This is a genomic window from Pseudomonas sp. F01002, assembly GCF_004402115.1.
Taxonomy (GTDB): Bacteria; Pseudomonadota; Gammaproteobacteria; order Pseudomonadales; family Pseudomonadaceae; genus Aquipseudomonas; species Aquipseudomonas frigoris.
Genome location: NZ_SOPU01000018.1, coordinates 698,161 through 719,021, shown reverse-complemented (window position 1 = coordinate 719,021; position 20,861 = coordinate 698,161). Strand labels below are relative to the sequence as shown.

Sequence of the window (20,861 nt, the reverse complement as noted above, 5' to 3'; positions counted from 1 at the left end):
GCTTGCTCGCGATGCTTTTAGGGTTTGCGAGGACTCAGAACCATCTGCGCCGGCACGTTGCGCAGAATCTGCTTCTCCAGGTTCAGGTCAAAATCCGCATCGAGCTTCTTCACTCGCTTGGTCAGCAACGTGGTCAACCAAGGGAAGTCCTGGGTGCGTGGCGCCTGAATACTCACATCGCACTGGTAATTCACCACATCGGCGGCGATCGCATCCAGTTGACGACGAAGCTTGGTCATATCAGTCAGGTTCAACGCAACCGTGGTGCTTTCAGCCGTCGGATCAATGACTTTGGCCTGTGGCTTGGCTTCGGCAGCCATGAGCGCAGCTTCGGCTCTATCCAGCTCAGCTTTACGGGCATTAACGATGGCGTTGTTGACCCCACCGGTCAGCGCCGGAGCCTTGGGCATCAACGCCCGGGCCCGGGCCAGCGCCGTCGCGGCAGCATTCACATCACCTTTTTGCAGCACGATCTGACTGCGGCGCAGATAGGCTTCGGCCAGTTGCCGCTGGTATTGCACAAGGGATTGATCGTTGGGCGACTCGGCCTGCAAGGCGGCGAGTTGATCTTCGGCAGTCGCAAGCTCACTGCTGGCGAGGCTTTGTTCCAGCTGCGCGATGGCCGTGGCCCGTGCACCGGTAGCCTCGGTGGCCGCCGGTGGCGTGCTTTGGCAAGCGCCCAGTAGCAGCGAAAATGCAACAAGGAGCAGATAACGGGAGGCGAACGGCTTCATTCCTGCGACTCTCTATTTGCGCAAAAAACGAGCAAGTCTACACCCCTCGACGGGGCAGGACAAAACTCAGCAGAAACAGTGCGGCGGCCGTCACCACAATCGATGGGCCCGCCGGGGTGTCCTTGAACCACGACAGCGACAGCCCGCCACAGACCGCGAGCATGCCCAGCAGGCTCGCGCCCAGTGCCATCTGCTCCGGTGACCGGGCGTGACGTTGTGCCGCAGCCGCCGGGATGATCAGCAAGGACGTAATCAGCAACACACCGACGATTTTCATCGCCACAGCGATCACCACGGCGATCAACAACATCAGGGTCAAGCGCAACGCTGCCACCGGCAGACCTTCAACCCTGGCCAGTTCTTCATGCACCGTGATTGCCAGCAATGGCCGCCACAACGTCACCAGCAAGGCCAGAACGGCCGCGCTGCCGCCGAGTATCCAGGCCAGATCGGTCGGGCTGATCGCCAGCAAGTCGCCGAACAGATAAGCCATCAGGTCGATCCGCACTTCGTGCATGAAGCTTAGTACGACCAAGCCCAAAGAGAGCGTGCTCGGTGCGAGAATTCCCAAAAGCGTGTCGGACGCCAGCGGTTGGCGCTGTTGCAAGGTCACCAGCAACACCGCTAACAGCAGGCAGCCTACGGTGACCGCAACGGTCGGACTGACATCCAGCAGAAAACCCAGCGCCACGCCGAGTAGCGCGGCATGGGAAAGGGTGTCGCCGAAATAGGCCATGCGCCGCCAGACCACGAACGAACCCAGCGGGCCCGCGACCAATGCCAGGGCCAGACCTGCAAGCAGGGCGTAGAGCAGAAAATCAGCCATGCTTGCAGCTATCTCCGTGAACGTGGGTAGGGGCCGACGGGGCGGCGCTGACCACCGAGCCATGCAGGTCATGGGCGTGGTCGTGATGGTGGTGATAAATCGCCAGGCTTTGTGCGTTCTTTCCGAACAGCTCGACGAAAGCCGGATCACTGCTGACCTGCTCGGGATGCCCCGAGCAGCAAACGTGGCGGTTGAGGCAGACCACCTGGTCGGTGGTGCTCATCACCAGATGCAGGTCGTGGGACACCATCAACACGCCGCAACCGTGGCGGTCGCGCAATCGTGTAATCAGGCTGTAGAGCTCGGCCTGACCGGCCACATCGACGCCTTGCACAGGTTCATCGAGTACCAGCAATTCCGGCTCGCGCAGCAATGCCCGGGCCAGTAGCACCCGCTGCATTTCGCCTCCGGAAACACTTTGCACCGGGCTGTCGATCACCTGTTCGGCGCCGACTTCCTTGAGTGCCGCCAAGGCCATGGCGCGGTCCACGCCCGGCACCAGACGCAAAAAACGCAGCACCGACAGCGGCAGCGTCGGATCGACGTGAAGTTTTTGCGGCATGTAACCGACCCGCAGCTTCGGTTTGCGCCATACGCTGCCCCTGTCCGGCTTCAACAGACCGAGTACCGCGCGCACCAGCGTGGTCTTGCCGGCACCGTTAGGGCCGATCAGGGTGACGATCTGTCCGGGCTCGACGCTCAGCTCGATGTTATCCAGCACGTTTTGCCCGGCAAAGGTGACGGCAACCTGCTCGAGGCGGATCAGCGCGTTGCTCATCAAACCCCCTGGCAACCTGAGCAGAGGCCGACCACTTCAACGGTCTGGCCTTCCACGACAAATCCGACATCCTTGGCGCTGCCGATGATCGCGTCGCTGATGGATTTCTGTTCGAGCTCAATGGCGGCGTGGCATTCGCGGCAAATCAGGAACTGGCCCTGGTGGGCATGTTCCGGGTGATTGCAGCCGACGAAGGCGTTCAGCGAGGAGATGCGGTGTACCAGGCCGTTTTCCAGCAGAAAGTCCAGCGCACGGTACACGGTCGGCGGCGCCGCGCGGCGGCCGTCCTGCTCGCTGAGCACCGCGAGAATGTCATAGGCACCCAACGGTTTGTGGCTTTGCCATACCAGTTCCAGCACCCGCCGGCGCAAGGCGGTCAGGCGCAGGCCTTGACGTGCGCACAGAACATCGGCCTCAGACAATGCGCTATGGACGCAATGAGAGTGGTCGTGGGGACGGCTGGCAATCGGTGTTTTAGGCATGAGCGGCGACGAGTTTTGTGAGAGACGTTATTATGTTACCTGTTCTCGCCTCTTCGAGTGATCATCGTGTCCCGACTTTTTTCTATCTTTGTCGCATTTGTCGCCAGTTTTCTGCTGATGGGTTCAGCTCACGCCGAAGTCAAAGTTCTCACCAGTATCAAGCCTCTACAGCTGATTGCCGCTGCGGTGCAGGACGGTGTGGCGATTCCGGAAGTCTTACTGCCGCCCGGCGCCTCCCCGCATAACTATGCCTTGCGCCCATCCGACGTACGGAAGGTGCAATCGGTGGATCTGGTGTACTGGATCGGTCCGGGCATGGAAGGTTTCCTGCCCCGCGTGCTGAATGGTCGTACGCTGCCCAGCGTCGCCGTGCAGGATTTACCGGGCCTGAAACTGCGACATTTCGCCGAAGATAGCCACTCCCACGCCGAAGAAGCCGACGAGCATGATCACGATCACCGTCCCGGCAGTCTGGACGCGCACTTGTGGCTTTCGCCGGTCAACGCCCGCGTCATCGCCACAAAAATGGCCGCAGACCTGAGCGCAGCCGATCCGACCAATGCCACGCGTTATCAGAGCAACCTCAAGGCGTTCGATGAGCGTCTGGATGCAATGGATCTTCGCTTGAAAGCACGTCTGGCCGGCATCGCGGGCAAACCGTACTTCGTATTCCACGAGGCCTTCGACTACTTCGAAGACGCCTACGGCCTCAAGCACGCGGGCGTATTCAGCGTCGCCGCCGAGGTCCAGCCCGGTGCCCAGCACGTCGCGGCGATGCGCAATCGCTTGCAGGAAGTTGGCAAAACTTGCGTGTTCAGCGAACCGCCTCTGCGTCCGCGCCTGGCGGAAACCCTGGTGGCGGGTCTGCCCGTCAAGCTGGCGGAACTGGACGCGCTGGGCGGGTACACGCCAGCGACCGCTCAGGGGTATGAGCAGGTGCTGGAGAAATTGGGGAGTGATTTGGCGGGGTGCCTGGAGTCGTTGTAATTCGAAAATTGCGGCGCCCCATTCGCGAGCAAGCCCGCTCACACATGGACCGCATAAATCCTGTGGGAGCGGGCTTGCTCGCGAAGCTTTTAAAGGGCGAACGGCAGCGGCGTGCTGACCTTCTGCCGCTGCGCCAGTCGCTGCTGAAACTCCATCGGATCGTGAATCAGCACGTCCTGCCCGGCAAACGACTCGGCGGCGATCAACCGCGACAGCCAGAACCGCACACACGCTACCCGCAGCATGGTCGGCCACAACCCCGCCTCGGCCGCCGTGAACGGTCGCAGCGCTGCATAAGCGCCAAGCAATGCCCTCGCCCGCGGCCCGTCGATCAACCCGCTTTCGTCCGAACACCAGTCGTTCAAGGCGATCGCCACGTCGTAGAGCATCGGCCCCGAACAGGCGTTGTAGAAGTCGATCAACCCGGTCAGGTGAGTGCCTTCAAACATCGCGTTATCGCGGAACAGGTCGGCGTGGATGTTGGCTCGCGGCAGCGCCAGAATTTTCGTCTTCTGCTGTGTGATTTCGTCCAGAGCCCGTTGCAGCAGATCGCTTTGCTCGGCATTGAGGTGCGACAGCAACTGCGTGCCCTCTTCCAGCATCCAGTCCAGGCCGCGATCGGTCTTGCGCTTGATCATGTTGGCCTGGGTCGCCAGATGCAGATGGCCGAGCAACTCGCCCACCTGAGCGCAATGCTGCGCATTGGCTTCCTTGATGTGCTTGCCGGCCAGGCGTGGCTGCAACAGCGCAGGTTTGCCGGCCAGTTCGCGCAAGGCGACGCCGTCGGTGGTGCGCAAGGCATAAGGCACTGGCAGGTCGGCGTCATGCAGCACGTCGAGCAACTCGATGAAGAATGGCATTTCCTGAACCGGACCACGCTCAATCAGGGTCAGGACAAATTCGCCCTGCTCCAGGCTGATGAAGAAATTGGTGTTTTCGCTACCGGCGGCAATCCCCTGGAAATCAAGCAGGCGGCCGAGCCCGTAAGGGGCGAGAAAGGTTTCCAGCTCGGGCCGAGCCAGCGGGGTGAACACAGACATGTTTGAACTGCCAGTACGGGCGCCGCTGCTTGAGCCAGCGCCGATTGAAATTAAGAAGCTACTTCCACTCAAAAATCTTCCACGACGGAATCAGCATATCCGGCTGATCCGAGCGGATGTAGTTTGCATCGGTCCCGTCAGCGCGCACCAGAAAATACGGCGGCGCGCCCTTCGGCGTGACCTTGATCGCGTACAGGAAACCGTTTTGGCGGTACTCCTGGATGGTTTTGTCCCCTTCCGTGCGGATCGTGACTTCTGGCTCCGGTGTCGGTGCATCGTCCGCCGCCATGACGGCCAACGGAGCGGATGCAAACAACCCAGCCAGCAACAGGCGATTTAGTGTGCGCATGATAACCTTGTCCCTTTGTCGTCAACGGTCCCGCTATTCTAGCGCCGGACCCGCCGAAAAGGTTGATCCTGCTCATGAGCCAAGCCCCCCTCGTCCTGGTGGACGGTTCTTCTTACCTGTACCGCGCCTTTCACGCCCTGCCGCCGCTGACCACTTCCAAAGGTTTGCCGACCGGTGCGGTCAAAGGCGTGCTGAACATGCTCAAGAGTCTGCGCAAGCAGTACCCGGAAAGTCCGTTCGCCGTGGTGTTCGACGCCAAGGGTGGGACTTTTCGCGATGACATGTACGCCGAATACAAGGCCAACCGCCCGAGCATGCCCGACGATATGCGTGTTCAGATCGAGCCGCTGCACCAAAGCGTGATCGCCCTGGGCTTTCCACTGTTGTGCGTCGAAGGCGTCGAAGCCGATGATGTGATCGGCACCCTGGCCCGCAGCAGCGCGGCGGCCGACCGCCCGGTGGTGATCTCCACCGGCGACAAGGACATGGCGCAGCTGGTCGACGGCCACATTACCTTGGTCAATACCATGACCGGTAGCGCGCTGGACGTGGAGGGCGTGAAGGAGAAATTCGGCGTCGCTCCCGAGCAGATCATCGATTACCTGGCACTCATGGGCGATTCTTCCGACAACATTCCGGGCGTTCCGGGCATTGGCCCGAAGACCGCTTCCGGCCTGTTGGTCGGCGTGAACGGCGGCCTGACCGAGCTCTATGCACAGCTCGACATCGTCCCGACCCTGCCGATTCGCGGGGCCAAAACCCTGCCGGCCAAGCTCGAAGAGCACAAGGAGATGGCGTTTCTCTCCTATCAATTGGCAACCATCAAGATCGACGTGCCGCTGGATATCGGCCTCGACGACCTGCAAATGGGCAACCCGGATCACGACAAACTCGCCGAGCTCTATACCCTGCTGGAGTTCAAGAGCTGGTTCGAAGAGAACCAGCGCGACGCCAAGCGTTCCGGCCAGGAAGTCGCCGCTCCGGTGGCTGAAGAAGCGGCCGTCGATACCGAACTCAAGTACACCACCATCCTCACCCAGGCTGATTTCGACCTGTGGCTGAAGAAGCTCAACGACGCCAAGTTGATTGCCTTCGACACCGAAACCACCGGCATCGATGCGCAGCAGGCACAACTGGTGGGCCTGTCTTTCGCTGTACAAGCCAACGAAGCGGCCTACATCCCGCTGACCCATTCCTACATGGGCGTGCCGGATCAGCTCGATCGCGACACCGTGCTGCGCGCGCTGAAACCGATCCTGGAAGACCCGAGCAAACTCAAGGTTGGCCAGCACGCCAAGTTCGACATGAACATCCTGGCCAACTGCGCTATCGGTGGCGATCAGAGCTGCGGCATCACCGTGCAAGGCGTCGCTTTCGACACAATGCTCGAATCCTACGTGCTGGACTCCACCGCGACCCGCCACGACATGGACAGCCTGGCGCTCAAGTACCTGAATCACACCACTACCAGTTTTCAGGACATCGCCGGCAAGGGCGCCAAGCAGCTGACGTTCGATCAGATATCCCTGGAACTGGCTGGGCCTTACGCTGCCGAAGACGCCGACGTAACGCTGCGCCTGCATCAAACCCTGCTGGAAAAACTCAACGCCATCCCGAGCCTGAGCAAGGTCGTGAGCGAAATCGAAATGCCGTTGGTGCCGGTGCTGGCACGGATTGAACGCCAAGGCGCGCTGGTCGATGCCAACCTGCTGGGCATTCAGAGCGTCGAACTGGGCGAGAAAATGGTCGCCCTCGAGCGTGAGGCGTTCGCCATTGCCGGGGAAGAATTCAACCTCGGCTCGCCGAAGCAATTGGGCGTGATCCTGTACGAAAAACTCGGCCTGCCAATCCTCAGCAAAACCGCCAAGGGCCAGGCGTCCACCGCCGAAGCCGTGCTGGCGGAACTGGCTGAACAGGATTTCCCGCTGCCCAAAGTGCTGATGCAGTACCGCTCGATGAGCAAGCTGAAAAGTACCTACACCGATCGCCTGCCAGAGCAGATCAACCCGCGCACCGGGCGGATTCATACCTCTTACCACCAAGCCGTAACGGCGACCGGGCGTTTGTCGTCCAGCGATCCAAACCTGCAGAACATTCCGATCCGCACCGCTGAAGGGCGTCGGATTCGTCAGGCGTTCGTCGCGCCAAAAGGCTACAAGCTGCTGGCAGCGGACTATTCGCAAATCGAACTGCGAATCATGGCTCACCTGGCCAAGGACGAAGGTTTGCTGCACGCGTTCCGCAATGATCTGGACGTGCACAAGGCCACTGCCGCCGAAGTTTTCGGCGTTGAACTGGCAGCGGTCACCACTGATCAGCGTCGTAGCGCCAAGGCGATCAACTTCGGCTTGATCTACGGCATGAGCGCGTTTGGCCTGGCCAAACAGATTGGTGTTGATCGCAAGCAATCCCAGGCCTACATCGACCGTTACTTCGCCCGTTACCCAGGCGTGCTGGAATACATGGAGCGCACCCGTGCCCAGGCTGCCGAACAAGGTTTCGTCGAAACCATCTTCGGTCGTCGCTTGTACCTGCCGGAAATCAACGCGAAAAACCCGGCCCTGCGCAAAGGTGCCGAACGCACGGCGATCAACGCCCCGATGCAAGGCACCGCGGCGGACATCATCAAGAAAGCCATGATTGCCGTGGATAGCTGGCTGACAGCATCAGGCCTCGACGCCAAAGTCATCCTGCAGGTGCACGATGAATTGGTTCTGGAAGTGCGTGAAGATTTGGTCGACCAGGTCCGTGATGAAATTCGCGTGCACATGAGCGATGCAGCGAAGCTTGATGTGCCGCTGTTGGTCGAGGTTGGCGTAGGAAATAACTGGGATGAGGCTCACTGAGCCGTGTGAAAAGGCGTTTTCCGCTGCGGCATAGTGCCGCAGCAGAAAGGACGAAGGGCTCTTAGTTCGGAAAATTCGAGGGGCTATTCCAAAGGCTTTTTAAAAAATTATGAACTAATCTCCTGAATCGCCACTCAGAGTTACTGAATGGGTGGTGAAGCCCTTCGATGCTCCTAATGTTGTGTTAAGTGTTGGCAGATATCTGGACCCCGCCCTAGCGGTCCGGAACTTGAACCCCGGAACTTCCCCCTCCCCATAAGAAGTCCGGGGTTTTTTTTGCCCGCGGTTTATTAATCCGCGAGCTCGGCGCCCTTGTCCGCCAGTTCCATCCAGCCTGCCAGTACAGTGTAGGCGTCTTCTAGGCCCATGCGTTTTGGCGCCGAGAACAACTGGATGCTGATCGCATCTCCCCAACCCTTGCGGATGTCTGCCTGAACCTTGAGCAGGACGTTTTTCGCCGCGCCGTAGGTCAGCTTGTCGGCTTTGGTCAGCAAAATGTGCATCGGCATGCCGCTGGCGACAGCCCAGTCGAGCATCAGCAGGTCGAAGTCGGTCATTGGATGACGGATGTCCATCATCAAGATCAGACCCTTCAAACTCTCCCGACCACCCAGATAGGCTTCCAGGTGACGCTGCCAGTGCAGCTTCAACGGGATAGGCACTTTCGCGTAACCGTAACCCGGCAGGTCGACCAGACGACGATCATCGTCTAGCTTGAAGAAGTTCAAGAGCTGCGTGCGACCCGGAGTTTTCGAGGTCCGCGCAAGGCTGGCGTGCGTCAGGGTGTTCAGCGCACTGGACTTGCCGGCGTTGGAACGCCCGGCGAAGGCCACTTCAAAGCCTTCGTCGTCGGGACATTGATCGACTTTGGCAGCGCTGAGCATGAAGGTGGACTGTTGGCACAGGCCGAGGATGGGGTTCTTGAGTTGCATGGGATTTCCGATGTGGGCGGCGCCGGGAATGGACGCGGCGAGCAGTGTCGTTTCCGTTTCAGTGACGCCAGTATATAATGCCGCAGATTTTGTGTGCGCTTTGTCCCAGCGTAGGATGAAGTTCACGAGAGCGATTGACCTTGATTGCGCACTAGAACGCAGAACGCTCTCAACCCTGAAAAGGTCGTTTTATGACGAAATGGCTGCTAGCTGCCGGTGTCTTGATGCCGCTTTACAGCGCTCAGGCTACACAGGATCCGGAAGCTGTGTACAACCGTGTTTGTGGTGCCTGTCATTCCGGCCAACTACCCATGGCGCCCAAAAAGGGCGATCAGGATGCTTGGACGCCGAGGTTGGCGAAAGGTATGGAGACGCTGGTGCAACACGTGACCCAGGGTTTCAAGGCGATGCCGCCGCGTGGTTTGTGCATGGACTGCAGTGCCGAGGATTACCAAGCAATCATCCAGTGGATGAGCGAGTGATCCCGGTCCATAACTCTTTAACCCTTAGCCGTAGTTGGATTAGCTGATGAACAAATTGATCGTGAGTCTGCTGTTGACCGTGGGGATCTCCGGCATTGCCCATGCTGCAGGTGATGCGACTGCTGGTCAGGCGAAAGCCGCAGTATGTGGCGCCTGTCATGGCCCGGATGGCAACAGTATGGCGCCTAACTTTCCGAAACTGGCAGGCCAGGGCGAGCGTTATCTGAACAAGCAGCTACACGACATCAAGTCCGGCAAACGCACGGTACTGGAAATGACCGGCCTGCTGACCAACCTGAGCGATCAGGATCTGGCCGATATCGCCGCCTACTTCGCCAGCCAGAAAGGCAGCGTTGGCGCCGCCGACCCGAAAGTCGTTTCTCGCGGTGAAGCATTGTTCCGCGGCGGCGATCTGGCCAAGGGCCTGCCAGCCTGCACCGGTTGCCACTCGCCAAATGGCGCGGGCAACGCAGCCGCCGGCTTCCCGCACCTGGGCGGCCAGCACGCTCAGTATGTAGCCAAGCAACTGACCGACTTCCGCAAGGAAGAAGGCGGTCGCAGCAACGATGGCGACACCAAAACCATGCAGACCATTGCAAAAAGGCTGAGCGACGAAGATATCGCAGCAGTGTCCAGCTACATTCAAGGCCTGCACTAAGGCCGGCGAATCGGGCGTCGCGCGAGGCTTACATCTCCTGCAACGTTAACGCTCTATTAATCCGTCGCAGCAAGTATAAAAAGGGTGGCTTAGGCCGCCCTTTTTTGTGGCCGCTGCCGTTACACTACAGAACTCAAGCCCGCCAGTACCTGTCTGAAAACAGGTCGCGCGAGGCGACCAAAATTGTCCAGGAGTAAAGCATGCGTAATCTGATCATCAGCGCCGCACTCGTCGCTGCCAGCCTGTTCGGCATGACCGCCCAAGCGGCTGAAGCACCCGCAGCGCCTTATGTCGAATTGAGCAATCCCGTCCCGGTAGCGGTGCCTGGCAAGATCGAAGTGGTGGAGCTGTTCTGGTACGGCTGCCCGCACTGCTACGCTTTCGAACCCGTGATCAATCCATGGGTTGAGAAACTGCCTTCCGACGTGAACTTCGTCCGCATTCCGGCCATGTTCGGCGGCCCGTGGAACGCACACGGCCAGATGTTCCTGACCCTTGAAGCCATGGGCGTCGAAAACAAGGTTCACGCTGCGGTGTTCAACGCAATTCAGAAAGAACACAAGAAGCTGGTCGACAAGAATGAAATGGCAGACTTCCTGGCCACTCAGGGCGTAGACAAGGACAAGTTCCTGGCCACCTTCGACTCCTTCGCCATCAAGGGCCAGATCGTCAAGGCCACTGACCTGGCCAAAAAGTACGAAATCTCCGGCGTTCCGACCATGATCGTCAACGGCAAGTATCGCTTCGACGTGGGCTCTGCCGGCGGCGCCGAGCAAGCATTGCAACTGGCCGACAAGCTGATCGACAAAGAGCGAGCGGCTAGCAAGGCTGCTGCCAACTAAGCGCGGCGACTGCCATGCGCCGCTGGGGTACTGAACGCGTCGTTGGCCTGCATGATCCGCGGGTCAACGAGCATCATCTGGAGTCGACGGGCCTGCCCGCAGACAGTCGTCTGCGCTTGCTCAGTTTCAATATCCAGGTTGGCATCAGTACCGAGCGCTATCACCACTACCTGACCCGAGGCTGGCAGCATCTGTTGCCGCACACCGGGCGTGCCGACAATCTGCAAAAGATCGGCAATCTGCTGGGCGACTTCGATCTGGTCGCCTTGCAGGAAGCCGATGGCGGCAGCTTGCGATCAGGCTACGTCAACCAGGTCGAACACCTGGCCCAGCTCGGCGCATTCCCCTACTGGTATCAACAACTCAATCGCAATCTCGGACGCCTCGGCCAGCACAGCAATGGTGTGCTCAGCCGCCTGCGTCCGTGGGCGATTGAAGATCATCCGCTACCGGGGCCCAAGGGTCGCGGGGCGATTCTGGTGCGCTTTGGCGAAGGTCCTGAGGCGCTGGTGGTGGTCATGATGCACCTGGCATTGGGCGCTCGCGCCCGCAGCATGCAACTGGCTTACATCCGCGAGTTGATCGGCGGCTATAAACACCAGGTGCTGATGGGCGACATGAATACCCATGCCAGTGACTTGCTGCAAAACTCCCCGTTGCGTGACCTCGGCCTGCTCGCGCCGCAACTGGAAGCGACGTTCCCTAGCTGGCGCCCGCAGCGCTGTCTGGACCATATTCTGCTGAGCCCCACCCTGACCCTTGAAAAGGTCGAGGTGCTGGCACAACCCATTTCCGATCACCTGCCGGTCGCGGTAGAGATTCGTCTGCCGGGTTCGCTCACGGCCGATGCATTGCCCGCGTTGAGTCCTGCCCCTCGCGGATCCCATGAATGAGCGACGAAGCACAGCGCTGGAAAGAAAAATACCTCAAAAGCATCGAACAACAGGAAAAGCTCGAACGTCGATGGGACGCCCGGCTCGATCTGCTGCGTCGTGGCCTGGTGCGCAGCACGCTGGCAGCCGAGGGCACCGACCGCGTCGTTGACCAATGCATGAAGGAAATGCGTGAAGTCGTGCGCACCGACGACATGGACGCCGGCCTGGCCGCCCTGCTTCCGCGGCTGGAAAAAGCCGTGCTTGACTCCGAACAACGCCGGGAAACCCGGGTTAATCAGACCAGCGCTGCATTGACCGCGCTGGTCTCGCAGCTGCAAACATTACCGCTGCCCCGCGAAGTAAGCCGGCCGCTGAAAAACTTCGCCAAGCATCTGGAGGCAAGAGTCGGGCAGGCGCGCGAAATTCCGTTGCTGCTCAGCGAACTGAGCGGCCTGCAAGGCAAAGCCCTGAATCAGCTTGAAAACCCGGCAGAACCCGGTCGCCTTGGTTTGCTGCAGCGACTGTTTGGTAGCCGTGAAGCGGATGAAGCGGCATCACAGATTGCCTCCGGCACCTTCCCGACAACCGCCCCGCAGCCAGCCGAAGCGGTTGCTGTGCCTCATGCCGAGACACCACAGGTAACCGTCGATCTCGCGCCAGAGATCGATAAGCCGCAAGTGGCGGTCGCACAAGTTGCCGCGCCCGCTACTGCATCCGAGCCAACGACGATCGAGGCTCCACCCGCAGCAGCGCCTTCTCCTGCAGTTGTAGCGTTTGTCCCGCCGGTGCTTGAGCCGGAGCGAGCACCCGCCCAGACTCCAGAGACGCAACCGCAACCGCAACCGGACATAGAACATCCAGAAGAACCCGCTCCATCAATCATCGAGCCAGAAATACAGGCTCAACCGGCTATCAATCCCGACGAACTGACCCCGGTGGTCTATCTCGACAGCCTGCCGTTGCCCCCGGCCCTGGCCGAAGTGTTGGCAGCCGTAGACACTGAACAATCCGAGCCGGATGTCCTCTACGCCCTGCCGGACTCACCCGAGCCGTCCTACAGCTCGGTGGCCAAGCATATCGAAGACACGCTACTGGGCCTGCTCGACGACCTGACGCTGCCCGAGCGTCATCGTCCGCAAGCCGAAGCGATGCGTGATCGCCTGCAAAACGGTTTGAATTGGTACGAACTGCTGCCAATCCTCGACGATCTGGCAACCTTGATGCTGGCAATCACCGACAGTGGCCAGCATGAATTCGAAGCCTACTTGCAACAGCTAAACGAACGCCTCGAGTCGTTCCAAAGCAACTTGCAAGCCGCCAGCGAAGGCCATGCCGACAACCGTTCCGCCGCACGTGAGATGGACACGCAGATCCGCGAGCAGGTCGACGGCTTGCAGAGCAGCATGCAGGAAGCCGCCGACCTGGACGATCTCAAGCACGTCCTGGAAAACCATCTGGAAGGCCTGCTCGGCACCATGGACCAGCACCAGAAACAGCGTGACGAGCGCGAGCAGGAAGTCGCAGCCCGCCTCCATGGTCTGGCCGAACGCGTTGCGCACATGGAGCAGGAAGCCCTGGGCTACCGCGAGCATCTTGAAGAGCAGCGTCAGAAGGCGTTGATCGACCCGCTGACCGGTCTGCCTAACCGGGCCGCCTGGAGCGAACGGCTGGATCACGAAATCAACCAATGGCAGCAACACGACAACACCCTGTTGCTGGCAATGCTCGACCTCGACCATTTCAAACGCATTAACGATAACTATGGCCACCTGGCGGGCGACAAAGTACTGAAAATCATTGCCAGCGTGCTACGCAAGCGCCTGCGTGGGACGGATTTCATCGCCCGGTTCGGCGGTGAGGAGTTTGTCCTGTTGATGCCAGACACAGTGCCAGCTGCTGGTGCGAAACTGCTGGAAAAGCTGCGCGCCTCGATCGAAGCCTGCCCTTTCCACTTCAAGGGCGAGCCAGTAACCATCACCATTTCCATGGGCCTGACTGCATTCAAACCCGGCGAACATAGCGATCTGGTCCTTAAAAGAGCCGATCAGGCTCTATATCGCGCGAAACATGCCGGCCGTAACCAAGTGGCACTGGGCTGACGGTCAATTGTTCCATTTTGTTTAAAACTTCGCGTCGGCCTTCTGCGCGCAAGACAGTACGTTACACTGTTGCATTACTGTCCTGCGTGTATTGCCTTCTGCCATGAAATACTTAGCTCTCATCGTGTCGCTGATTCTGTTGGCCGGTTGTGCCAGCGGCCCCCGGTTCGACACCCGTCACCCTTCAGCCAATTACGACAGCCGCATTCAGTTCGTGGTGGTGCACTACACCAACGCTTCACTGGAACGCTCGCTGCAACTGCTGACCCACGGCGACGTCAGCAGCCACTATCTGATTGGCGACGACAAGGGCGCCACCATCTACAAGCTGATGGATGAAAACCTCCGAGCCTGGCACGCCGGGGAAAGCGAATGGCAGGGCCGGACCTGGTTGAACTCCAGCTCCATCGGTATCGAAATCGTCAATCCGGGTTTTAAAGACACCCCTACCGGGCGCCTTTGGTACCCCTACAGCGAAGACCAGGTCCAGTCCCTGATCGTCCTGCTCAAGGACATCAGCAAGCGTTACGCCATCAATCCCCGCAGCATCATCGGCCACAGCGACATCGCCCCGCTGCGCAAGCTTGATCCGGGGCCGCTGTTCCCCTGGAAGCGTCTGGCTGCCGAAGGCCTGGGAATCTGGCCGAACGAGCAGGCCGTAACGCGTCAACTAGCACAGTTCGAAGTACAACTGCCAACCATCAGCTGGTTTCAGGCACAGCTGGCCCGCGCGGGTTATCCCACGCCGCAAACCGGCGAACTGGATGTTGCGACACGTCATGTGATTGCGGCCTTCCAGATGCATTTCCGACCGTCACGTTTCGACGGCACCCCGGATGCGCAAACCGCGGCGCTTATACAAGTCTTGAACCAGACAAAATAATGACGCCCGCCCGACGGTCAGGGCTTTTTTCCAATCAGCAGCTATAACTCATTGGTAATTCTTCGGATATTCCCTATGCCTGCTGCTCGAGAGACACTACGTAGTTGGTTCTTTCGCCCTTGGTTTTTGGCGATACTAGCTGCTGCCTTGAGCGCGACACTCCTGATGGCCGGCAGCCTGTTCGTGGCCATGCATCAAGTCGAGCAGAGCGAAAGCGAAGAAATGAATGCCCAGGGCGAGCGCTTCCTTGCTCGTCTGGAGCAACTTTTCGGGCAGTTGCGTGAAAGCCTCGACGACCTGGAAGCCCAGCCGTTACGCGGCTGCGATGACGAAATGATCGCGACCTTGCAACAGGTCAGCTTCAATTATCGCTTCGTTTACGAAGCCGCTTATATGGACGCCTCGCGGATCTGTTCCAACCGCCCCCGCCAGGAAGGGCTGTCGATGATAAGGCCGCCAGACATCAAGGGGCCGACCTACAGCTACTGGCTGAACACCACCACCGAACCCGATGAAAACCGCGCCGCGCTGATGCTCGGACGCGGCAATTTTCGTGTCGCGACGTCTCGCGGGCATTTGACCGACATGGTCGACTTGCCACCGGGAAGCAGCCTGCTGGTGGTGCTCGACCACGGTACGCGCGCGATTCCGGTGCTGGGTGTCTCGCAGGTCTGGCCACCAACCGAACCCTGGCCCCCGAAAAACCTCGACGCGCTACAAGTGACGCATACCCGCTTGATTTACCGCATGCCCACCAACAATCCGGAATACCAATTGGTGCTGATCAGCCCGCGCACCGGTATGCATGTACCCGCAGTCTGGTGGTGGTTGCTGCCGGCCAGCCTGGCACTCGCCTTATGCGTGGGTTTTCTGGTGCTTTTGCTGGTGCGCCAGCGACAGTCGCTGGACGCCGAACTGAGTGGCGCCATACGACGAGGCGAATTGCAGGTGCTGTATCAACCGATCTTCGACCTCGACAGCCGTAACTGTGTCGGGGCAGAAGCCTTGCTGCGCTGGCGAAGGCCGGACGGCACCCTGACCAGCCCCGACCTGTTTATTCCGATGGCGGAGAACACCGGCCAGATCCGCCAGATGACCGACTTCGTCCTGCAACGCCTGCTTGAGCAGCTAGGTCAATTGTTGCGAGCCAATCCGCAACTTTACATCTCGGTCAACCTGGCGGCCTGCGACGTCATGGTGCCGCGTATCGGTCAGGTAATGGCGCGACTGCTGACCTTGCACCGCGTCGCGGCAAAGCAAATTGCCTTTGAGGTCACCGAACGGGGATTGATCGATGTCGTGGTAGCCCGGGAAAACCTGCAAGCCTTGCGGGACGTCGGGCATCAGGTGCTGATTGATGACTTTGGCACCGGCTATTGCAGCCTCGCCTATCTGCAAACCCTGCCAGTCGATTGCCTGAAAATCGACAAGGCGTTTATCGATGCGCTGGGTCATGACGCTGCAAGTAGCGGTGTCGCCCCGCACATCATTCACATGGCCCAGGCCCTGAAACTCAAAGTGATTGCCGAAGGCATCGAACTTGAATCCCAGGCGGCGCTCCTGAGCAGTGAAGGCGTGAAGTTCGGTCAGGGTTGGCTATTCGCCCATGCGTTGAGTGCGGTGCAGTTCATCGAGCTGATTACCCGTGGTCGCCGATTGGCTGCCCGACGTCTCGATGACGAAGCCTGAAGCCGCTGCGGCTTAAACCGACAGCGCCATATAGAACTGAGTACCCTGCCCTGGCCGCGAATAAACACCCATCCGACCGCCGTGCAACTGCACGATTTCCTTACACAGTGCCAGACCGAGTCCGGCACCGCCCTTCTTGCGACCGACCTGTACAAAGGGTTCGAAAATCCGCCCCTGCTGACCATAGGCAATGCCTTCGCCGTTGTCCTCGACGCTGATAATCACTCGTTCCCCATGGCGTCGAGCCTGCAAACGTATTTGCCCGCCGGAAGTGGTGTGGCGCAATGCGTTGTCGATCAGGTTATCGAGCACCCGGTCCAGCTGCGGCTGATCGGCCTGCAATCGCGGTAATGGCCCTTGCACTTCCACCAGCAGGTCGATGCCCTGCTCTTCTGCAGGGCCGGCAAAACGTGCCCGGGCCTGCTCCAGCAAATCCTCGATGGCGCACGGCGCCAACGTGAGCTTCTGCAATCCGTTCTGGTAGCGGGAGAAGTTCAGCAGGTCGTTGATCAACTGCATCAAGCGCTGCATCTCTTCATTCACGGTGTCCAGCAGGTCAGCTTCACGCGAGTCCTTGGCAAAGTGGGCGCGCTCGCGGAACAGGCCGAATGCCATGTGCATCCCGGTGACCGGCGTTCGCAATTCATGGGAGGCGCGCAGCACGAACTCGCTGCGCACCCGCTCAAACGCCCGCTGTTCGGTGACGTCATGCAGCACCATTACGGCGCCGAGAATATGACCTTGTGTATGGCTGACCGGCGTCAGGCTAAAGGTCAGCAACCGAGACTCACCGTCGACCTCGATACTCAGGTCCTCAGGCGCCCGCTCCAGGGTGCCGCCGCGCAGCACCAGATGCAGCTGATCATCGAGCTCGGGACGCTCAAGCGCCGTACCCAGACCTTGACCGAGACGATCACTGTCCCAACCCAACTGACGCTGCGCTACTGGGTTGAGGTGTTCCAAACGACCATCGCGGTCAATCATCAACAGCCCATCGTCGATGCTGTCGAGCACGGCCTGCAAACGCTGCTGGCCTGCGAGCAGTTCATCGACATTGGTGGCCTGATGCTCGCGCAGGGCCTCGGCCATGATCCCGAAGCGCTTGGTCAGCTGGTTCATTTCCACGGCCGAGGAAATCGGTAGCGTCACTTCGAAATTGCCTTGGCCGATGTTGTCCGCCGCCTGGGCCAGGGCCTCGATCGGCTCACCAAAACGTCGAGCGATAGCGTGGGCGGTCACGAAGCCGATGATCAGCACCGCCAGCCCCACCAGCCCGAGCAGACCGGCAACCAGCAGCGCCCTCTCCCGAGTCTGCCGTTCGGTGGCATTGATGTTATCCAGCGCACGCTGTTGCTCGACGATCAAACCATTGCGCAGCGCATTGAATTTTTCGGTGAGTTCTTTGTTGCCACTCAACACCTGTGTCGAGTCACGTGACAGGTCGTACGCCTGCAGAAAGCTCAGGTAGTCAGTTTTTGCCTGTTCGAAACCATGCTGGCGCTCATCGCCAGCTTGGGCATGGACAATGCCGTCATCAAGCAACTGAAAATAGTGCTGCTTGGACGCCTCGAACGCTGGAGGATCCGGCTTCTCGCTTAGCATGATCATCAGCTGATCGCCCAAGGTCTGACGCAATTTCAGTCCCAGGTCGAGCGTGACGAAATTATTGCGAATCAGCGCTTCCTGGGAACTCGCCATCTGCATCACGCTGACCAGCCCGAGCAACAGCCCCAGCAGCGCCACGGTGATCAGTGCGGAAATACTCAGAAACAGCCGCGTGCGCAACTTCATCGCCAGTCTCATCGCAGACAGCTCACAAGTTGTACTGCTTGCGTTTTCGGTACAACGTCGAGGCATCGATACCCAGGGTCTTGGCGGCCTGGTCCAGCGTATCTGCAGTGGCGAGGACCGCTCCGATGTGGGCTTTTTCCAATTCATCCAGACTCAGCGCAGCGCCGATGCGAGGAGCGTTGTTGACCGGGGTTTCAGCCATGCCCAAGTGAATGATCTCGACCCGTTCCTGTGGACAAATGATGCTTGCCCGCTCCACAACGTTGCGCAGTTCGCGAATGTTCCCCGGCCAGCGGTAGCCGAGCAGCGCTTCACGGGCTTCGTCGCTGAAGCCCCGAGCCGGGCGCGCGTATTCCTTGACGAAACGGGCCAGAAAGCGATCGGCCAGGGTCAGAATATCCTCCCTGCGCTCGCGCAGTGGCGGCAGGTGCAAGGTGATGACGTTCAGGCGGTAGAGCAGGTCTTCGCGGAAACGGCCATCGCGGACCATGTCTTCGAGGTTCTGGTTAGTGGCCGCGAGGATGCGCACATCGGCGCGGCGGGTGACCGGGTCGCCCACCCGTTCGTATTCTTTATCCTGGATGAAACGCAGCAGTTTAGGTTGCAAAACCAGCGGAAAATCGCCGATCTCGTCCAGAAACAGCGTCCCACCGTCGGCCTGATTGACACGACCCAGAGTACTTTCGCTGGCCCCGGTGAACGCGCCACGGCTGTGGCCGAAGAGCTCGCTTTCCATGAGTTCGGCGGTCAGGGACGGGCAGTTGATCGTGATGCAGGATTTCTTCGCGCGCTTGCTCCAGCCGTGAATGGCCTGGGACAGTTCGCCTTTACCGGTGCCGGACTCGCCGAGAATCAAAATATTGGCATCGGTGCTGGCCACCTGGCGGGCGGTTTCGAGCACGACTTTCATCGCCGGGCTGTGAGAGTCGAGGCCATCCTTGGGTTTGCGCACTTCGCCTTCAAGGGCTTCCAGACGTGCCGACAGTTGCCGCACTTCCAGCTGCTTGGCGGTGGCCAGGCGCAATTGGTCGGGGCTGCAAGGCTTGACCAGATAGTCGGCGGCCCCGGCCTGAATGGCATCCACGGCAGTGTCCACGGCCGAATGAGCGGTGACGATCACCACCCTCATCCACGGCGCCTGAATGCGCATTTGGGCCAGCACATCGAGGCCATTGTCTTCACCCAGACGCAGGTCGAGGAAGCACAGGTCGAAGACTTGGCGCTGAAGCAATGCATCAGCCTGAGCGGCGCTGTTGGCGGTAGCGACGCTGTAGCCTTCATCTTCGAGGCAATAACGGAAAGTACGCAGGATGGCGGACTCATCGTCCACCAGCAGAATGCGGCCTTGATGCTCAGTGGCTGATTCCATTTTCCTACGCTCCTTAATGAATGATCTTGGTTAGTCCCGGAAAAATCGGGCAAGTTGCATGGTTGATTCTGGTCGATTCCAGCCACAGCAGCGTAGCTCTCTCCTCACCCTACGGCTAATCGCCTGATTTTGTTGTTTTTTTATCAGATAGCCGGTTCGCAGGCGATTGCCGGTGTCCCCTTGTGACATCCACGCCCTCCTCGCAATTCAAAAATATTGAAAGTTCCTACGAGTCCATCGTGCATTACGCACGACTTCAAAAGGACCATCGTGCAGGATGCGTCCGATCCGAATTCGACATCATTCGTAACTAATTGATTTTATTGATTTTTATTATCATGAAAAGCTGGCATGCAGGCTGCAATGGTCTGAGTAACCAGGGCATTTAGACGCCGCCCCAACCAAGATCACCACCGTGTGGGAGGAGCTTCAGGATGAGTCGCCAACGTGCCGCCCAGTTGCGTATCTCGCCACTGCATCTCCAGCAAGTTCTGTTTGCTGTTCTGGCGCTATTAATCACCTTGATCGGCGGCCAGCAGTTTCAGCGTTGGGAGCAGAGCCAGCAGCAAGAAGCGCCACGCTTGTCGATTCAGCACCCGACTCAAACCCATTTCAGTGCGGCCAGCAGTAACCAGGCTGACAGCCCCCCAATGCGAATGATGGACGTCGACCAGGCTCAGCCTGCAGATGAGATGCCTCGCCAGGAACGTTGGGTGTTCTAAACACATGAACTTGGCGCGTTCGATGCGCCGGGAAAAGCACCACAAGCAACATCTCTAAATAGAAGCGTAAGGAGAATCACCATGTTGAGCTGGGCAATCACATTCTTGATCATTGCCATCATCGCTGCGGTACTGGGCTTCGGTGGTATCGCGGGCACCGCCACGGGTATCGCCAAGATTCTCTTTGTCGTGTTCCTGGTGATGTTCATTGTTTCCTTCTTCTTTGGCCGTCGCGGTCGAGGGTGAATATGAGCGTTTTGTTAAAGACACTGGCAGCCGCCCTGCTTCTGGGCGGCAGTGCCATGGAAGAAAGATCCACACTGGTACTGAATTCGTAACATGAAAGAAGCAACATGGCTTCTTTCCACTGCGCTACCCGAGGAAGGTAGACGCATGATCAAGGGGCCGGGACGTTCTGCCTGTTTCAGGGGCGGAGTGACCTACGGGTACAGGGAGTGCCTGCGCAAGGGCCGAGTC

Annotated in this window: 20 protein-coding genes; 11 read left to right on the top strand and 9 right to left on the bottom strand. The window is 59.3% G+C overall.

Going from position 1 to position 20,861, the window contains the following annotated elements:
- Positions 1-17: 17 nt before the first annotated feature.
- From E3W21_RS17205 to zur, 4 genes are read right to left on the bottom strand one after another with little or no spacing between them, the layout of a single operon-like run.
- Positions 18-734 (bottom strand): PA5502 family lipoprotein, encoded by a 717-nt coding sequence (locus tag E3W21_RS17205; RefSeq protein ID WP_134421167.1) that lies wholly within the window; start codon positions 732-734, stop codon positions 18-20.
- A gap of 37 nt (positions 735-771) precedes the next feature.
- On the bottom strand, positions 772-1,560 hold the full coding sequence (gene znuB, locus E3W21_RS17200) for a zinc ABC transporter permease subunit ZnuB (protein ID WP_056738429.1): 789 nt from the start codon (positions 1,558-1,560) through the stop codon (positions 772-774).
- Positions 1,553-2,338 carry a zinc ABC transporter ATP-binding protein ZnuC gene (gene znuC / locus E3W21_RS17195; RefSeq protein WP_129439657.1) on the bottom strand — a complete coding sequence of 262 codons (786 nt, stop codon included), beginning with the start codon at positions 2,336-2,338 and terminating at the stop codon, positions 1,553-1,555. Before znuC ends, znuB begins: the two co-directional genes overlap by 8 nt.
- Positions 2,338-2,820 carry a zinc uptake transcriptional repressor Zur gene (gene zur, locus E3W21_RS17190; RefSeq protein ID WP_129439659.1) on the bottom strand — a complete coding sequence of 161 codons (483 nt, stop codon included), beginning with the start codon at positions 2,818-2,820 and terminating at the stop codon, positions 2,338-2,340. The genes znuC and zur overlap by 1 nt, the downstream gene beginning before the upstream one ends.
- Positions 2,821-2,886: 66 nt before the next feature.
- On the opposite strand from zur, the gene E3W21_RS17185 reads away from it, so the two are divergent.
- Entirely contained in the window at positions 2,887-3,807 is a 921-nt protein-coding gene (locus E3W21_RS17185) for a zinc ABC transporter substrate-binding protein (protein ID WP_134421165.1), read from the top strand.
- Positions 3,808-3,896: 89 nt separating this feature from the next.
- Here the strand turns inward: E3W21_RS17185 and E3W21_RS17180 are convergent, their stop codons facing one another.
- Both E3W21_RS17180 and E3W21_RS17175 read right to left on the bottom strand, forming a co-directional pair.
- Entirely contained in the window at positions 3,897-4,847 is a 951-nt protein-coding gene (locus E3W21_RS17180; protein WP_134421163.1) for a homoserine kinase, read from the bottom strand.
- A gap of 58 nt (positions 4,848-4,905) precedes the next feature.
- The gene (locus E3W21_RS17175; RefSeq protein WP_134421161.1) at positions 4,906-5,196 is read right to left on the bottom strand and encodes a DUF2782 domain-containing protein; all 291 of its coding nucleotides are present in this window, start codon (positions 5,194-5,196) and stop codon (positions 4,906-4,908) included.
- A gap of 74 nt (positions 5,197-5,270) precedes the next feature.
- On the opposite strand from E3W21_RS17175, the gene polA reads away from it, so the two are divergent.
- Positions 5,271-8,042, top strand: coding sequence for a DNA polymerase I (gene polA, locus E3W21_RS17170; protein WP_134421159.1), 2,772 nt, complete (start codon positions 5,271-5,273; stop codon positions 8,040-8,042).
- A gap of 290 nt (positions 8,043-8,332) precedes the next feature.
- Here polA and yihA read toward each other — a convergent pair whose 3' ends face one another.
- Positions 8,333-8,974, bottom strand: a complete 642-nt coding sequence (gene yihA / locus E3W21_RS17165; RefSeq protein WP_129439666.1) for a ribosome biogenesis GTP-binding protein YihA/YsxC — start codon at positions 8,972-8,974, stop codon at positions 8,333-8,335.
- A gap of 191 nt (positions 8,975-9,165) precedes the next feature.
- Here yihA and E3W21_RS17160 point away from each other — a divergent pair, with 191 nt between their 5' ends.
- The 7 genes from E3W21_RS17160 to E3W21_RS17130 all read left to right on the top strand — a co-directional run bounded on the left by E3W21_RS17160 (position 9,166) and on the right by E3W21_RS17130 (position 16,502).
- Entirely contained in the window at positions 9,166-9,456 is a 291-nt protein-coding gene (locus E3W21_RS17160; RefSeq protein ID WP_129439668.1) for a cytochrome c5 family protein, read from the top strand.
- Between the two features lie 46 nt (positions 9,457-9,502).
- Complete coding sequence (locus tag E3W21_RS17155; protein WP_129439670.1) at positions 9,503-10,114, top strand: cytochrome c4; 612 nt, start codon at positions 9,503-9,505, stop codon at positions 10,112-10,114.
- 200 nt (positions 10,115-10,314) lie between these two features.
- Positions 10,315-10,956: a thiol:disulfide interchange protein DsbA/DsbL gene (locus tag E3W21_RS17150; protein WP_134421157.1), complete on the top strand. Its 642-nt coding sequence runs from the start codon at positions 10,315-10,317 to the stop codon at positions 10,954-10,956.
- Positions 10,957-10,970: 14 nt separating this feature from the next.
- Positions 10,971-11,849, top strand: a complete 879-nt coding sequence (locus E3W21_RS17145) for an endonuclease/exonuclease/phosphatase family protein (RefSeq protein WP_033059783.1) — start codon at positions 10,971-10,973, stop codon at positions 11,847-11,849.
- Positions 11,846-13,930: a GGDEF domain-containing protein gene (locus tag E3W21_RS17140; protein WP_134421155.1), complete on the top strand. Its 2,085-nt coding sequence runs from the start codon at positions 11,846-11,848 to the stop codon at positions 13,928-13,930. Before E3W21_RS17145 ends, E3W21_RS17140 begins: the two co-directional genes overlap by 4 nt.
- A gap of 103 nt (positions 13,931-14,033) precedes the next feature.
- The gene (locus E3W21_RS17135) at positions 14,034-14,813 is read left to right on the top strand and encodes an N-acetylmuramoyl-L-alanine amidase (RefSeq protein WP_134421153.1); all 780 of its coding nucleotides are present in this window, start codon (positions 14,034-14,036) and stop codon (positions 14,811-14,813) included.
- A gap of 75 nt (positions 14,814-14,888) precedes the next feature.
- On the top strand, positions 14,889-16,502 hold the full coding sequence (locus tag E3W21_RS17130; protein ID WP_134421151.1) for an EAL domain-containing protein: 1,614 nt from the start codon (positions 14,889-14,891) through the stop codon (positions 16,500-16,502).
- 12 nt (positions 16,503-16,514) lie between these two features.
- On the opposite strand, the gene E3W21_RS17125 is transcribed toward E3W21_RS17130, so the two are convergent.
- Together E3W21_RS17125 and algB are read right to left on the bottom strand one after the other, a co-directional pair.
- Entirely contained in the window at positions 16,515-18,305 is a 1,791-nt protein-coding gene (locus E3W21_RS17125; protein WP_134421149.1) for a KinB sensor domain-containing domain, read from the bottom strand.
- Positions 18,306-18,315: 10 nt separating this feature from the next.
- On the bottom strand, positions 18,316-19,662 hold the full coding sequence (gene algB / locus E3W21_RS17120; RefSeq protein ID WP_134421147.1) for a sigma-54-dependent response regulator transcription factor AlgB: 1,347 nt from the start codon (positions 19,660-19,662) through the stop codon (positions 18,316-18,318).
- Between the two features lie 434 nt (positions 19,663-20,096).
- Here algB and E3W21_RS17115 point away from each other — a divergent pair, with 434 nt between their 5' ends.
- Complete coding sequence (locus E3W21_RS17115; RefSeq protein ID WP_134421145.1) at positions 20,097-20,384, top strand: hypothetical protein; 288 nt, start codon at positions 20,097-20,099, stop codon at positions 20,382-20,384.
- 81 nt (positions 20,385-20,465) lie between these two features.
- Positions 20,466-20,630 carry a DUF1328 domain-containing protein gene (locus E3W21_RS17110; RefSeq protein ID WP_009041538.1) on the top strand — a complete coding sequence of 55 codons (165 nt, stop codon included), beginning with the start codon at positions 20,466-20,468 and terminating at the stop codon, positions 20,628-20,630.
- The last annotated feature ends 231 nt before the right edge of the window (positions 20,631-20,861 follow it).

What these genes read in the sequence shown, in the direction of transcription:
- yihA (WP_129439666.1), bottom strand. Translation starts at nt 8,974, where the DNA reads ATGCAACTCAAGAACCCCATCCTCGGCCTGTGCCAACAGTCCACCTTC.
- E3W21_RS17115 (WP_134421145.1), top strand. Translation starts at nt 20,097, where the DNA reads ATGAGTCGCCAACGTGCCGCCCAGTTGCGTATCTCGCCACTGCATCTC.
- E3W21_RS17125 (WP_134421149.1), bottom strand. Translation starts at nt 18,305, where the DNA reads ATGAGACTGGCGATGAAGTTGCGCACGCGGCTGTTTCTGAGTATTTCC.
- E3W21_RS17155 (WP_129439670.1), top strand. Translation starts at nt 9,503, where the DNA reads ATGAACAAATTGATCGTGAGTCTGCTGTTGACCGTGGGGATCTCCGGC.
- algB (WP_134421147.1), bottom strand. Translation starts at nt 19,662, where the DNA reads ATGGAATCAGCCACTGAGCATCAAGGCCGCATTCTGCTGGTGGACGAT.
- polA (WP_134421159.1), top strand. Translation starts at nt 5,271, where the DNA reads ATGAGCCAAGCCCCCCTCGTCCTGGTGGACGGTTCTTCTTACCTGTAC.
- E3W21_RS17110 (WP_009041538.1), top strand. Translation starts at nt 20,466, where the DNA reads ATGTTGAGCTGGGCAATCACATTCTTGATCATTGCCATCATCGCTGCG.
- E3W21_RS17175 (WP_134421161.1), bottom strand. Translation starts at nt 5,196, where the DNA reads ATGCGCACACTAAATCGCCTGTTGCTGGCTGGGTTGTTTGCATCCGCT.
- znuB (WP_056738429.1), bottom strand. Translation starts at nt 1,560, where the DNA reads ATGGCTGATTTTCTGCTCTACGCCCTGCTTGCAGGTCTGGCCCTGGCA.
- E3W21_RS17140 (WP_134421155.1), top strand. Translation starts at nt 11,846, where the DNA reads ATGAGCGACGAAGCACAGCGCTGGAAAGAAAAATACCTCAAAAGCATC.
- znuC (WP_129439657.1), bottom strand. Translation starts at nt 2,338, where the DNA reads ATGAGCAACGCGCTGATCCGCCTCGAGCAGGTTGCCGTCACCTTTGCC.
- E3W21_RS17205 (WP_134421167.1), bottom strand. Translation starts at nt 734, where the DNA reads ATGAAGCCGTTCGCCTCCCGTTATCTGCTCCTTGTTGCATTTTCGCTG.
- E3W21_RS17160 (WP_129439668.1), top strand. Translation starts at nt 9,166, where the DNA reads ATGACGAAATGGCTGCTAGCTGCCGGTGTCTTGATGCCGCTTTACAGC.
- zur (WP_129439659.1), bottom strand. Translation starts at nt 2,820, where the DNA reads ATGCCTAAAACACCGATTGCCAGCCGTCCCCACGACCACTCTCATTGC.
- E3W21_RS17130 (WP_134421151.1), top strand. Translation starts at nt 14,889, where the DNA reads ATGCCTGCTGCTCGAGAGACACTACGTAGTTGGTTCTTTCGCCCTTGG.
- E3W21_RS17135 (WP_134421153.1), top strand. Translation starts at nt 14,034, where the DNA reads ATGAAATACTTAGCTCTCATCGTGTCGCTGATTCTGTTGGCCGGTTGT.
- E3W21_RS17145 (WP_033059783.1), top strand. Translation starts at nt 10,971, where the DNA reads ATGCGCCGCTGGGGTACTGAACGCGTCGTTGGCCTGCATGATCCGCGG.
- E3W21_RS17180 (WP_134421163.1), bottom strand. Translation starts at nt 4,847, where the DNA reads ATGTCTGTGTTCACCCCGCTGGCTCGGCCCGAGCTGGAAACCTTTCTC.
- E3W21_RS17150 (WP_134421157.1), top strand. Translation starts at nt 10,315, where the DNA reads ATGCGTAATCTGATCATCAGCGCCGCACTCGTCGCTGCCAGCCTGTTC.